We start from the raw sequence: 12,430 nt of genomic DNA, 5'->3' as shown, positions 1-12,430 counted from the left end.
CGGGGGGAAGCCGGTGCAAATCCGGCGCTGACCCGCAGCCGTGAGCCGCCGTCGTCCGGTGGCGAGCCGGAATGCCCCGTCCGACCGTGACCGGCTCATGGCCGCCGGCTCCCGCCGGGGGCCGGCACCGTCGAGGTACACGGAGCCGAGCCGCCGGGCCCGCAGTGTGCGCCCGTCGCCGCCCGGCTCCCCCAGAGGGAGAGGCTTCCCGCCCACCATGAACGTTCGCCGCGCCGCAGCGGTCCTGGCCGCTGCCGCCGTACTCGGCGCCGGTTCCGCCCCAGCCGCCCTCGCGGACGACGCGACGCCCGCCGCGTCGCCGTCCGCGCCCCCGGAGATACCCGCCGGCCTCCACGGCACCGCCGACCCCACCTACGACGGCGTCTGGCGCCAGTCGCTGACCCTGCTGGCCCAGGACACCGCCGGGGTGACGCCCTCCGGCAAGGCCGTGCAGTGGCTGACCGGGCAGCAGTGCGCGGACGGCTCGTTCGCCGCGTTCCGCCCCGACCCGTCGAAGGCCTGCGGCGCCGGGACGACGGTGGACAGCAACAGCACCGCCGCCGCCGTGCAGGCGCTGGCCGCGCTCGGCGGGCACGACGCGGCCGTCGGCAGGGCCGTCGACTGGCTGGTCTCGGTCCAGAACGAGGACGGCGGCTGGGGCTACAACCCCGGCACCCCCTCCGACGCCAACTCGACCTCCGTGGTGATCGGCGCGCTGGCCGCCGCGGGCGAGGAGCCGGCCCGGACCGTGAAGGGCGGGAAGTCGCCCCTGGACGCGCTGCTGACCTTCGCCCTGCCCTGCGAGGGCGAGGGCGCGGGCGCGTTCGCCTACCAGCCCGACAAGTCGGGCGAGCTGCTCGCCAACGCGGACGCCACCGCGGCCGCCGTACTGGGCTCCCTGGGCGCCGGTCTCGGCGGCGAGGACGCCGAGGCGGCCGGTTCCCCCGCGAAGTGCGGCGAGGCCGGCACGCCCGAGCAGGCCGCGGAGAACGGCGCCGCCCACCTGGCCGGCCCGCTGGAGAAGGACGGTCACCTGACCTCCGCGCTGCCCGGCGCCGACCCGCAGCCCGACCTCGGCAACACCGCCGACGCGGTGATCGCCCTGGCCTCCACCGGCCACGCCGACCAGGCGCAGAAGGCCTTCGGCCACCTCCGTGACCACGGCGTCGCCTGGGCGGAGCAGACCGGCCCGGCCGCCTACGCCCAGCTGGTCCTGGCCTCCGAGGCGATCGGGAGCGACCCGCGCGACTTCGGCGGCCAGGACCTGGTGAAGCTGCTCAACGCCACCGGCCCGGCCCCGAAGGCCGACGGCGGCGGCGAGGACGCCGGCGACCGGGCCGACGCCGAGGCCGGCGCCGACGAGGAGGGCGGGATCTCCCCCGCCGTGTGGTGGGCCGGCGGCGCCGTGCTGGCGCTGGTCCTGGCCGTCGCGATCGTGCTGACCCTCCGGAAGCGCCGGCCGTGAACCGCCTGCGCGCGCTCGTCCTGGCCGTCCTGGCGCCGCTGACCGCGTCCCTGCTGCTGCAGGGCGCGGGCACCGCGCAGGCGGCCGGGTACCGCTACTGGTCCTACTGGGAGCTCGACGGACGGCAATGGGTGTACGCCACCCAGGGCCCGGCGTCGCTGCGCCCGGAGGACGGCGCGGTGCAGGGCTTCCGCTTCTCGGTGAGCGAGAACTCCGCCGACGCCGCCACCCCGCGGGCCACGGAGCCGTTCGCGGAGATCTGCGGCGGCACCCCGGAGCGGGACGGCCGCAAGCGGATCGCCCTGGTCGTCGACTTCGGCACCGTCCAGGACGCGCCGGAGGGCGAGACCCCGCCGAAGGCCCGCGCGTTCTGCGCGAGCGTCGCCGAGGACGCCTCCGCCGCGGACGCGCTCGCCGCCGTGGCCGCGCCGCTGCGGTACGACAGCAGCGCGCTGCTGTGCGCCGTCGAGGGCTACCCGCGCACCGGCTGCGGCGAGCAGGTGTCCGTCCCGGACCCGTCCGGCGGCTCCTCCGGCGGCGACGCCTCCGGTGACGGAGCGCCGGGGGCGGACGCCGCGGCGGAGGACTCCGCCGGCGACGTGTCCGCGGGCCCGTCCCTGGGCCTGTGGGCGGGCGCGGGCGCGGTGCTGCTTCTGGGCGGCGCGGCCGTGTGGCAGGCGCGGCGCCGCCGGGGATGACGGGACGGCGACCACGATGACCGTGACCACGCGGACGGTGTCCGCGAACCGCGACGCCGTCCGGGCCCGTGCCTCGGCGCTGCACCCCGGCGCCTGGTGGGTGTGGGCACTGGCGCTGGGCGTCGCCGCGTCGCGCACCCGCAACCCGCTGCTGCTGGCGCTGCTGATCGGCGTCAGCGCCTACGTGGTCATGGCCTGCCGTACGGACGCGCCCTGGGCGCGTTCGTACGGCGCGTTCGTCAAGCTGGGCCTGCTGGTGCTGGGCATCCGGCTGGTCTTCTCCCTGGTGTTCGGCACCGCGATCCCCGGCACGCACCTGCTGTTCCGCCTCCCGGAGGTGCCGCTGCCCGACTGGGCGCGGGGCATCCGCCTGGGCGGCCCGGTGTACCTCGAGGAGGTGCTGTTCTCCCTCCACGACGGCCTGCGCCTGGCCACCCTGCTGGTCTGCATGGGCGCGGCGAACGCGCTGGCCGATCCGTCGCGGCTGCTGAAGGCGCTGCCGGCCGCGCTGTACGAGGTGGGCGTGGCCGTCGTCGTGGCGACGACCTTCGCTCCCCACCTGATCGCCGACGTGCTGCGGCTGCGGGCGGCCCGGCGGCTGCGCGGACGGCCGGACCGGGGCGTGCGCGGGCTGCTCCAGGTGGGGCTGCCGGTGCTGGAGGGCGCGCTGGAGCGCTCGGTGGCGCTGGCCGCCGCGATGGACGCGCGCGGCTACGGCCGCACCGCCGCCGTCCCTCCCGCCGTGCGGCGCACCACGGCGGCGCTCACCCTGGGCGGGCTGCTCGGCATCGCGGCCGGTTCCTACGGCCTGCTGAGCGCGGTCGGCGGGGTGTACGGGCTGCCGCTGCTGCTGGCCGGGACCGCGGCCGCGCTGGCCGGGATGTGGCTGGGCGGCCGGCGCACCCCGCGCACCCGCTACCGGCCCGAGCGGTGGGGCCCGCGCGCCTGGCTGGTGGCCGGCTCCGGTGTCGCGGTGGCCGTGCTGACGGTCGTCGCCGCGGCGTACGACCCGTCCGCGCTGGACCCGCCGGTGACGCCGCCGGCCGCGCCCGTGCTGCCGCTGTGGCCGGCCGCGGCGGTACTGCTCGGGCTGCTGCCCGCCTTCCTCGCCCCCCACGTCCCCGCACCGACCGGCAAGGACCGACGACCGTGATCCGCTTCGAAGAAGTCTCCGTGACGTACGAGGGAACGGCCGGACCGGCCGTGCGGGGGCTCGACTTCGAGATCCCCGAGGGCGAACTCGCGCTCCTCGTCGGCCCGTCGGGCGTCGGCAAGTCGACGGTGCTGGGCGCGGTGAACGGGCTGGTGCCGCACTTCACCGGGGGCACCCTGCGCGGGCGCGTGACGGTGGCGGGCCGCGACACCCGCACCCACAGGCCGCGCGAACTCGCCGACGTGGTGGGCACGGTGGGCCAGGACCCGGCGGCGCACTTCGTCACCGAGACGGTCGAGGACGAACTCGCCTACGGCATGGAGTCGCTGGGCCTCGCCCCGGACGTGATGCGCCGCCGCGTCGAGGAGACGCTGGACCTGCTGGGCCTGGCCGACCTGCGGGAGCGGCCCGTCGCCACGCTCTCCGGCGGACAGCGGCAGCGGGTCGCCATCGGGTCGGTGCTGACCCCGCATCCGCGGGTGCTGGTGCTGGACGAGCCGACCTCGGCGCTGGACCCGGCCGCCGCGGAGGAGGTCCTGTCGGTGCTCCAGCGGCTGGTGCACGACCTGGGCACCACGGTGCTGATGGCCGAGCACCGGCTGGAGCGCGTCGTCCACTACGCGGACCGGGTGCTGCTGCTGCCGGGCCCCGGCGAGGCGCCGGTGGTGGGCGCCCCGGCGGAGGTGATGGCGGCCTCCCCGGTGTTCCCGCCGGTGGTCGAGCTGGGCCGCCTGGCCGGCTGGTCCCCGCTCCCCCTGACCGTCCGCGACGCCCGCCGCCGCGCCGACGCGTTGCGGGAACGGCTCTTCGACGCGGACGACACACCGGCCCCGGCCCCCGCCGCCCCGGCCGTCACGGCCCTTCCCGTCCTTCCGGCCCCGGAACCGGAGCGCCGCCGGTGGTGGCGCCCGCGCCGGGGCCCGGCGGAGGCCCCGGCGGCGGACGTCACGGCCGGCACCGTCACGGCCGGCGGTGTGACCGGCGCGCGGGACGGCGGGTCCACGGCGGGGGCCGTGGCCGCCGCGGCCCCCGTGCCCGCCGTGGTGGACCGGCTGGTGGTCCGCCGGGGCGCGGTCGAGGCACTGCGCGCGGTGTCGCTCACCGTCCCGCCCGGGGAGACCGTCGCCCTGATGGGCCGCAACGGCGCGGGCAAGTCCACCCTGCTGTCCGCGCTGGCCGGTCTGGTGGAGCCCGCCTCCGGTGCGGTGCTGGTCTGCGGCGCCGTCCCGCACCGCACCCGGCCGCGCGACCTGGTCCGCCGGGTCGGCCTGGTGCCGCAGGAGCCCCGCGACCTGCTGTACGCGGACACGGTGGCCGCCGAGTGCGCCGCCGCCGACCGCGACGCGGGGGCCGAGCCCGGCACCTGCCGCGCCCTGGTGACCGAGCTGCTGCCCGGCATCGCGGACTCCACCCACCCCCGCGACCTCTCCGAGGGCCAGCGCCTCACCCTCGCGCTGGCCGTCGTCCTGACCGCGCGCCCCCCGCTGCTGCTGCTCGACGAGCCGACCCGCGGCCTGGACTACGCGGCCAAGACCCGCCTGGTCGGCCACCTGCGCCGGCTGGCCGGGCAGGGGCACGCCGTCGTCCTCGCCACCCACGACGTGGAGCTGGCGGCCGAGCTGGCCCACCGGGTGGTGATGCTCGCCGACGGCGAGGTGGTCGCCGACGGCCCGACCGCCGAGGTGGTGCTGGCGCTGCCCGCCTACGCGCCGCAGGTCACCAAGGTGCTCGCCCCGCAGCGCTGGCTGACCGTGCGGCAGGTCCGGGAGGCCCTGGCATGACCGCGGCCCCCGCGCCCCCGTCCGGGGCCCGCGCCGTCCGTCTCGGCACCCGCTCCACGCTGACGCTGCTGCTGGTCGGCGTGGTCGGCCTGTCGGGCTTCCTGTGGCCGCTGCTGGCGCCGCCGGAGTCCTCGGTGGCCGCCCACCAGGAGGACGCGCCCTGGCTGTTCGCCGGGCTGCTGCTGCTCCTGGTCGCGGTCACCGCGGCCACCATCGCCGAGTCCGGGCTCGGCGCGAAGGCGGTCGCCATGCTGGGCGTGCTCGCCGCGGCGGGCGCCGCGCTGCGGCCGATCGGGGCGGGCACGGCGGGACTGGAGCCGACGTTCTTCCTGATGGTGCTCGCCGGCCGCGTCCTGGGTCCCGGCTTCGGCTTCGTCCTGGGCTCGGTGACCCTGTTCGCGTCCGCCCTGCTGACCGGCGGGGTGGGTCCCTGGCTGCCGTTCCAGATGCTCTCCCTGGGCTGGTTCACCCTGGGCGCGGGCCTCCTCCCCCGCCGCCCCGCCGGCCGTGCGGAGATCGGGATGCTCGCCGGGTACGGGTTCGTGGCGGCGTTCGGTTACGGCACCCTGATGAACCTCGCGGGGTGGCCGTTCATGGCCGGCCAGGTCGCCGCGGCCATCGCGCCCGACCCCGGCGCCCCGCTCGCGGACAACCTGGCCCGCTTCACCGCCTACTGCCTGGCCACGTCCATGGGCTGGGACCTCGGCCGCGCTCTGCTCACCACGGTCCTCACCCTGTCCGTCGGCCCCGCCGTCCTGCGCGCCCTGCGCCGGGCGACCCGGCAGGCGGCGTTCGAGGCCCCGGTGACGTTCGAGGCCCCGGGGTCGTCCGGGAAGCCGGAGCCGTCCGAGCGGCCCTGACGTCCCGTGCGGAACGGGCCGGGCCCCTCGCCGACGGGGCCGCCCGCCCGGCCGCCGCGCCGGCGGAACGACCGGTACTCGGCGGAGCCTGCGTCCCGGGGTCCGCGCCCCGGCGCGCACCCCAGGGCCCGCGGCCTCACAGCTCCTTGGCGAACCAGTGCTCGGCGTACGCCTCGTCGTTGTGCGGTTCCGTCTCCCGGTACCCGAGCCGGGCGTACAGCGCCCGCGCCTCCACCAGGTCGCCCCGGGTGTCCAGGACCATGCGCCGGGCGCCGAGCGCCCGCGCCGCCTCCTCCGCCGCCGCGACCAGCAGCGCCGCGCCGCCCTTGCCGCGGTGGGCGGGCAGCAGGAACACCCGCTTCAGCTCGGCGACCCCGTCCCCCGCCAGGCGGACCCCCGCCGTCCCGGCCGGCACGCCCCCGTACCGTGCCACCAGCAGCACGCCGCCGGGCGGCCGCAGCCCCTCGGCGGTGTCGGCGGCGATCTCCCGCTCCAGCTCCTCCGGGTCGGTCCGCCGGCCCTCGTGCAGCAGGTACCAGCGGTCGCTGACCTCGGTGTAGTACTCCCGCCAGAGCGCCGCGGCCCCGGCGGAGGCCACGTCCTCGGGGGCGACCGACCATGCGGCGGCGGTGCGAGGTGTCATGCCGGGGATTCTCACCGCACGGCGCCGGTCCGCCAACCCGATTTTCCCGGCTCCGTGGTCCGTGATCCGTGGTCCGTGATCCGTGATCCGTGTTCCGCGGCGAGGGGCCGCCACCGCGTCCCCCACGCCTTCCGGGAGCGGTCCGGCGGCGCCGCCGGCATCCGGCTGTCCCGCGACGGGACGTCCGCGGACCCCGGCCCGGCCGCGTTGCGGACCTGGGCGCCCGGGCGGGGCGGGGCCATAATCCGGGCGGGGGCGGAGGGACGAACGGCTCCCCCGCCCCGTCCGGTCAGCCCAGGGAAAGGTCCCGTCCGATGAGCGACCCCGGTGTCTGGAACGACGTCGACGGCTATCTGTCCGCCCTGCTCGCCCCGGAGGACGAGGTGCTGGCGGCGGCGCTGCGCGAGGCGGAGGAGGCGGGCCTGCCGCCGATCGGCGTGTCGCCGAACGCGGGCAAGCTGCTGCGCCTGCTGGCCGAGACGCAGGGTGCCCGCACCGTCCTGGAGATCGGCACGCTGGCCGGGTACAGCGCCATCTGGCTGGCCCGCGCCCTGCCCGCCGGCGGCCGCCTGATCACCCTGGAGTACGAGGAGCGGCACGCCGAGGTCGCCCGCCGGAACCTCGCCCGGGCGGGGCTGGAGGAGGTCGTGGAGGTGCGGGTGGGCGCGGCGCTGGAGTTGCTGCCGAAGCTGGCCGACGAGCACCTGCCCCCGTTCGACCTGGTCTTCGTCGACGCCGACAAGGCCAACAACCCGCACTACGTGGAGTGGGCGCTGCGGCTGACCACGGCGGGCAGCCTGATCGTCGTGGACAACGTGGTGCGCGGCGGCCGGGTCACCGACGCCGGCAGCGACGCCCCGGACGTCCGCGGGACCCGCGCCGCGCTGGAGCTGATCGCCTCGCACCCCCGGCTCAGCGGCACCGCGCTGCAGACGGTGGGGGTCAAGGGCCATGACGGGTTCGCGCTGGCGCGGGTGCTGTCGTAGCGCCGGGCGACCGGGCCGGTCCCCGGGTCACGCCTCGTGGTGGAAGCCCACGTTGACGCTGCGGGGCGAGGTCCGGTCCTGGATCACGATCTCGCCCGAGCCGCCGGGCGGCAGGGCGACCGTGCCGCCGTAGGCCAGCGGGTGGGCGGCTCCGCCCGCCAGGATGCGGACCTCGGAGGAGGGGTCCGGCTGGGAGCCGCGCAGCCAGGTCAGGTGCCAGACGCCGTCCGAGCCGTACTGGAACTCCAGGTGGACCCGGGAGACGAACAGCCAGTCCGACGGCGTGCCCAGCCGGCACACCGCCTTGTCCCGGCCGACCCGCAGCACCGAGCCGGGGGTGCTGGGCGCGTCGGCCATCTGCATGCCGGCCGTGGCGCCCTCGTCCGTGCCGGAGACGGCGGCCATGGTCAGTTCGAGCACTGCGCTCAGCTCCTCGTGGTGCGTACCGGGCGGACCGGTGCCGATGATAGATCGGCCCGGTGCCACTCGTCCGCCGGACGTCCGGTCCGGGACAATGGACGCATGACCGAACGGAAGCCTCCGGGCGTGAACTTCGAGTCCTGGGTGGACCGCCAGATCCGCGAGGCGGAGGCGCGGGGCGAGTTCGCCGACCTGCCGGGCGCGGGCAAGCCCCTGCCCGACCTGGGCGCCGCGCACGACGACCTGTGGTGGGTGAAGCGCAAGATGGCCCGCGAGGGCCTGTCCGTCCTCCCTCCCGCGCTGGCGCTGCGCAAGGAGGCAGAGGACGCCCTCGAGGCGGCGCTGGCCGCCCCGACGGAACGGGCGGCGCGCAAGATCCTCGAGGACGTCAACGCCAAGATCCGCGACATGATGTACAAACCGCCGCCGGGCCCGCCGCTGGGCCGCAAGCCCTTCGACGTGGAGGGCGTGCTGGCCGAGCGGCGGGCCCGGCGGGGGTGATCCTCTCGCGGGCGGCGCGTCGGATCAGAGGCGCAGCAGTCGCTCGGTGAGCTCGCGGTAGTCGCGCAGGATCAGGCGGAGCTGCTCGGTGTCGGCGGACGGGTCGGCGGTCTCGTCGCCCAGGGACTGCCAGGCGGTGCGCAGGGTGCGGCGCCGGGCGGTCAGGCAGGAGGAGAGGCGCTCGGAGACCTCGTCGAGGATCTTCTCCGCCTCGGCCACGGAGCCGCGGGGCTCGTCGACGAAGCTTCCCATGGCGTGGTGCACGCGCTGGGTCAGCTTCTCCGTGTCCTCGTGGGGCAGCAGCCGGCGCAGGGTCTCGCCGGGACCGTCGTCGGTGTGGCGCGCGGAGCCGTGGGTGCCGGTGCCGTGGGTGTCGGCGCCCTGGCCGTGGGTGCCGTAGCCGTGGGTGCCGTGGCCGTCCCCGGTGCCGGTGACGCCGCCGAACGCGCCCCCGATCACGTTGCCGGTGCCGTGCGTGCCCTGCGTGCCCGCGCCGTGCGTGGTCGCGTCGTCCTGGACACCCGTGCCCTGGACGCCGGTGCCCTGCGCGCCGTACGCGCCGGCGCCGTGGCTCCCGTGGGTGCCGGTCGTGGCCCGGCCGCCGAGCGTGCCGGAGCCGTCCGGGGAGTCGTGGGTGTCCTGGAACACCTGCCCGTTGTGGATACCCTGGCCGGCCGACCGGTCGTGTTCGTTGCGGAGGTCGTGGTTGTCGGAGCCCGGCGGGACACCGGGCTCGCTCAGTGGACGGACCGGGGTGACGGCGGCGTCCGGGGAGCCTCCGGGGCCCCATCCTCCGGTGCCCGTGCCGTCGCCGCCGTGCCCGACGGGCGCGTGGGCCGCGTGGGCCGCGTGGTGGCCCGTGTGGCCGCCGTGGTCGGTGCGGCCGTCGGCGCGGTCCGTTCCGTGGTCGGTGGTGTGGTCGGTCAGACGGTCCTTGATGCGGTCTGTCATGCGGTCGCTCATGCGTCAGCTCCCCTTCGCGTGGTTCCGGGTGAGGGTGCCCGGCAGGTGGGACCGGACCCGGTCGCCGGCGGCGCCGTGGCGGCCGTGCCGCTCACCGTGCCCGCGGGCTTCGCGTGCGCCCTGCGCGGGGGCGCCCGGGCGGTGGGTGCGGTCCTCGTGGATCAGTTCGTCGAAGAGCGCGCGGCCCTCGACCAGTGCCTCACGCAGTTCCTCGGTGGCCGAGCTGCTGTCGGCGGCGCCGCCGGCGGCGGCCAGCGCCGCGCGGTGGATGCGCCGGTAGCCGTTCACGTGGTGCGGGTGGTGGACGGAGAGCGCGGAGACCTGCTCCTCGTACTCGTTGCCGGCCGGGAAGCCCCGGGACGCGGCCAGTTCGGCGAGCAGCCGGTCGGCCTCGGTCACCGCCTCCCGCGGCGACTCGACGAAACGCTCCTGGGCGGCGGCCCAGCGCGTCTCGTACCGCTGCCGCTCGGCGGGCTCCAGCGGCCGCGTGTGCAGCTGGCCGTGGCGCTCGACCCGGGCGGTCAGTTCCCGCTCGGCGGCGCCGGTGTCGCCGTCGTACCGGGCGACGGTTCGTTCGTACTCCGGCCCGAAGCGCTTGCGCAGGTTGCGGCCGCCGTTCGCGCCACGGGACTTGGCGATGAAGGCCGCGATCAGCACGACGGCGGCCACGATGACGATCAGAGCGATGATCACGCCTTTGGACATGGAAGCCTTCCGGGTTCGCTCCCGGCCCGCTCTCGTCGCGGACCGCTTCGTCCCGTTCGTCTTGCCTCGGCCTCAGCGCTCAAACGGCGCATTCACGGCAAGGGCCGGCCCGCGGAGCCGCGTCCGGGGGATCCGCGGGCCGTTCAGGCGGCCCGCCGGTACCGGTGGGAGGTGGAACCGCCGGTCCACCGGGGACGCTCGGCGTCCGAGCCGGACAGTTCGTCGTTCAGCTCCTCGACCAGCCGGATCAGGTCGCGGGGCCGGTCGGGGCCCCACCAGTCGCCCAGCAGCTCGCCGAGCGATTCCTCGCGTGCCCGGAACAGCCGTTCGGCCGCCTCGTGCCCGGCGGGGGTGAGCTCCAGGTCGAGCCCGCGCCGCACCGCGAGACCGCGCTCCTCCACCTGGCGGCCCGCCTCCATGATCCTCTCCAGCGGCACCCTGCTGTACTCGGCCAGCACCGCCGGCTCCGTCCACCCGTACCGGCGGGTCCGCAACAGCAGCCAGCCGGCCGCGGGCAGCAGGTCGTAACCGGCCCGTTCGGTGATCCGCCGGTAGACCTCGCGCCGTCCCTCCCGGGTGGCCAGCACCGACAGCGCCCGTGCCGCCTCCTCGTGCGAGGAGCGCTGCACGGGGTTGCTGGCCAGCGTCTCGGTGGCGTCCGGGGTGGTCACCGCGCCGCGCAGCCGGTCCTCGCGCAGCGCCAGGGCGAGCAGGAAGGCCAGGGCGGCGACGGGGGCCGCGTAGAGGAAGACGTCGGTGATGGCGTCGGAGTACGCGCCCAGGGCGCGGGCGCGCAGGGGGGCGGGCAGCGCGGCGATGGTGCGCGAGTCGGACTGCAGGCCGTCCACCGTCACCCCGGGCGGCAGCCGGACGCCGCCGAAGGCGTCGGCCAGTTTGTCGCCGAGGCGTCCGGCGAAGACCGTGCCGAAGACCGCGACGCCGAACGAGGCGCCGATGGAACGGAAGAAGGTGGCTCCGGAGGTCGCGACGCCGAGGTCCCGGTAGGAGACCGCGTTCTGCACGATCAGCACCAGCACCTGGATGACCAGGCCGAGGCCGGTGCCGAAGACGAAGAAGTAGGCGCTCATCGTCCAGGTGGAGCTGGTCGCGTCCAGCTGGTGCAGCAGCACCAGGCCGATCGCGGTGATCAGGGTGCCGGCGACGGGGAACACCTTCCACCGCCCGGTGCGGCTGACCACCTGGCCGGAGACGGTGGAGGCGATCAGCAGGCCCGCCACCATGGGCAGCATGTACACGCCGGACATGGTCGGCGAGATGCCGTGCACCACCTGGAGGAAGGTCGGCAGGTAGGTCATCGCGCCGAACATGGCGAAGCCGACGATGAAGCTGATCACGGCGGTCAGGCTGAAGGTCCGGACGGCGAACAGCTTCAGCGGCAGCACCGGTTCGGCGGCCCGCCGTTCGACCGCCACGAACGCCACCGCCAGCACCGCGCCGAGCACCGCCAGGGTGACGACCTGCCAGGACCCCCAGGCCCAGGTGGTGCCGCCGAGCGAGGTCACCAGGACCAGGCAGGTGGCGACCGAGGCGATCAGCAGGGTTCCCAGGTAGTCGATGCGGTGCTTCTCGCGCCGCCGCGGGATGTGCATCACGGCGGCGATCACGCCCAGCGCCACGATGCCCAGCGGAAGGTTGACGTAGAAGACCCAGCGCCAGCTCAGGTGCTGGGTGAACAGCCCGCCGAGGAGCGGGCCGAGCACGCTGGTGGCGCCGAAGACGGCGCCGAACAGGCCCTGGTAGCGGCCCCGTTCGCGGGGCGGGACCAGGTCTCCGACGATCGCCATCGCCAGCACCATCAGCCCGCCGCCGCCCAGGCCCTGGAGGGCCCGGAAGCCGATCAGCTGCGGCATGTCCTGCGCCATGCCGCAGAGGGCCGAGCCGGCCAGGAAGATCACGATGGCGGTCTCGAAGAGCCGTTTGCGTCCGTACTGGTCGCCGAGTTTGCCCCACAGCGGGGTGGCCGCGGTGGCCGCCAGCATGTAGGCGGTGACCACCCAGGACAGGTGTTCCAGGCCGCCGAGTTCGCTGACGATGGTGGGCAGCGCGGTCGAGACGATGGTCTGGTCGAGGGCGGCCAGCAGCATGCCGAGCAGCAGCGCGCCGATCGACACCATCACGTTGGGCGCCACGTGGGTGGGCTCCTCGGCCGCGCCGCCGGCGCCGGGCCCGCCGTGGGCGGCGGCGTGCGGGGCGTGGGCGGTGCCGGGGGCGGCGGCCGTGGCCCGCTGCCCCCG

General features: G+C 76.3%; 12 protein-coding genes and 1 riboswitch. Of the genes, 7 read left to right on the top strand and 5 right to left on the bottom strand.

The window, feature by feature from the left end; all coding sequences use genetic code 11:
• Positions 1-3 precede the first annotated feature (3 nt).
• Positions 4-77, top strand: a riboswitch (cobalamin riboswitch).
• 140 nt (positions 78-217) lie between these two features.
• Genes A2U95_RS15215 through A2U95_RS15195 form a run of 5 tightly spaced genes read left to right on the top strand, consistent with a single transcriptional unit; the run spans position 218 to position 5,957 of the window.
• Positions 218-1,465: a prenyltransferase/squalene oxidase repeat-containing protein gene (locus A2U95_RS15215; protein ID WP_166022847.1), complete on the top strand. Its 1,248-nt coding sequence runs from the start codon at positions 218-220 to the stop codon at positions 1,463-1,465.
• Positions 1,462-2,163 carry an SCO2322 family protein gene (locus tag A2U95_RS15210; RefSeq protein WP_166022845.1) on the top strand — a complete coding sequence of 234 codons (702 nt, stop codon included), beginning with the start codon at positions 1,462-1,464 and terminating at the stop codon, positions 2,161-2,163. Before A2U95_RS15215 ends, A2U95_RS15210 begins: the two co-directional genes overlap by 4 nt.
• 16 nt (positions 2,164-2,179) lie before the next feature.
• Positions 2,180-3,316 (top strand): energy-coupling factor transporter transmembrane component T family protein, encoded by a 1,137-nt coding sequence (locus A2U95_RS15205; RefSeq protein ID WP_166022843.1) that lies wholly within the window; start codon positions 2,180-2,182, stop codon positions 3,314-3,316.
• Positions 3,313-5,097, top strand: coding sequence for an ABC transporter ATP-binding protein (locus A2U95_RS15200; protein ID WP_166022841.1), 1,785 nt, complete (start codon positions 3,313-3,315; stop codon positions 5,095-5,097). Before A2U95_RS15205 ends, A2U95_RS15200 begins: the two co-directional genes overlap by 4 nt.
• Positions 5,094-5,957, top strand: coding sequence for an ECF transporter S component (locus A2U95_RS15195; RefSeq protein WP_166022839.1), 864 nt, complete (start codon positions 5,094-5,096; stop codon positions 5,955-5,957). The genes A2U95_RS15200 and A2U95_RS15195 overlap by 4 nt, the downstream gene beginning before the upstream one ends.
• 136 nt (positions 5,958-6,093) lie before the next feature.
• On the opposite strand, the gene A2U95_RS15190 is transcribed toward A2U95_RS15195, so the two are convergent.
• Entirely contained in the window at positions 6,094-6,600 is a 507-nt protein-coding gene (locus A2U95_RS15190; protein WP_166022837.1) for a GNAT family N-acetyltransferase, read from the bottom strand.
• 314 nt (positions 6,601-6,914) lie between these two features.
• Here A2U95_RS15190 and A2U95_RS15185 point away from each other — a divergent pair, with 314 nt between their 5' ends.
• Entirely contained in the window at positions 6,915-7,586 is a 672-nt protein-coding gene (locus A2U95_RS15185; RefSeq protein ID WP_166022835.1) for an O-methyltransferase, read from the top strand.
• Positions 7,587-7,613: 27 nt separating this feature from the next.
• Here the strand turns inward: A2U95_RS15185 and A2U95_RS15180 are convergent, their stop codons facing one another.
• Positions 7,614-8,006, bottom strand: coding sequence for an FHA domain-containing protein (locus tag A2U95_RS15180; protein ID WP_166022833.1), 393 nt, complete (start codon positions 8,004-8,006; stop codon positions 7,614-7,616).
• Between the two features lie 102 nt (positions 8,007-8,108).
• Here A2U95_RS15180 and A2U95_RS15175 point away from each other — a divergent pair, with 102 nt between their 5' ends.
• Entirely contained in the window at positions 8,109-8,507 is a 399-nt protein-coding gene (locus A2U95_RS15175; protein ID WP_166022831.1) for a DnaJ family domain-containing protein, read from the top strand.
• Between the two features lie 24 nt (positions 8,508-8,531).
• Here A2U95_RS15175 and A2U95_RS15170 read toward each other — a convergent pair whose 3' ends face one another.
• From A2U95_RS15170 to A2U95_RS15160, 3 genes are all read right to left on the bottom strand, one after another.
• Positions 8,532-9,470 (bottom strand): hypothetical protein, encoded by a 939-nt coding sequence (locus A2U95_RS15170; protein WP_206282888.1) that lies wholly within the window; start codon positions 9,468-9,470, stop codon positions 8,532-8,534.
• A 3-nt stretch (positions 9,471-9,473) separates the two neighbouring features.
• On the bottom strand, positions 9,474-10,175 hold the full coding sequence (locus A2U95_RS15165) for a hypothetical protein (RefSeq protein WP_166022827.1): 702 nt from the start codon (positions 10,173-10,175) through the stop codon (positions 9,474-9,476).
• Positions 10,176-10,318: 143 nt separating this feature from the next.
• Positions 10,319-12,430, bottom strand: a 2,112-nt coding sequence (locus A2U95_RS15160; protein WP_420856997.1) for an MDR family MFS transporter, incomplete at its 5' end; no start/stop codon positions are given.

The sequence above is a fragment of the Streptomyces chilikensis genome, from assembly GCF_001642695.1.
In the GTDB taxonomy this organism is placed as follows: domain Bacteria; phylum Actinomycetota; class Actinomycetes; order Streptomycetales; family Streptomycetaceae; genus Streptomyces; species Streptomyces chilikensis.
Note: the sequence above shows the minus strand (reverse complement) of the source record. Positions and strands in the feature narration are given on the sequence as shown.

Bases quoted from the DNA above. Each gene is read 5' to 3' on its own strand.
- A2U95_RS15215 (WP_166022847.1), top strand. From the start codon at position 218: ATGAACGTTCGCCGCGCCGCAGCGGTCCTGGCCGCTGCCGCCGTACTC.
- A2U95_RS15205 (WP_166022843.1), top strand. From the start codon at position 2,180: ATGACCGTGACCACGCGGACGGTGTCCGCGAACCGCGACGCCGTCCGG.
- A2U95_RS15195 (WP_166022839.1), top strand. From the start codon at position 5,094: ATGACCGCGGCCCCCGCGCCCCCGTCCGGGGCCCGCGCCGTCCGTCTC.
- A2U95_RS15190 (WP_166022837.1), bottom strand. From the start codon at position 6,600: ATGACACCTCGCACCGCCGCCGCATGGTCGGTCGCCCCCGAGGACGTG.
- A2U95_RS15185 (WP_166022835.1), top strand. From the start codon at position 6,915: ATGAGCGACCCCGGTGTCTGGAACGACGTCGACGGCTATCTGTCCGCC.
- A2U95_RS15175 (WP_166022831.1), top strand. From the start codon at position 8,109: ATGACCGAACGGAAGCCTCCGGGCGTGAACTTCGAGTCCTGGGTGGAC.
- A2U95_RS15170 (WP_206282888.1), bottom strand. From the start codon at position 9,470: ATGAGCGACCGCATGACAGACCGCATCAAGGACCGTCTGACCGACCAC.
- A2U95_RS15165 (WP_166022827.1), bottom strand. From the start codon at position 10,175: ATGTCCAAAGGCGTGATCATCGCTCTGATCGTCATCGTGGCCGCCGTC.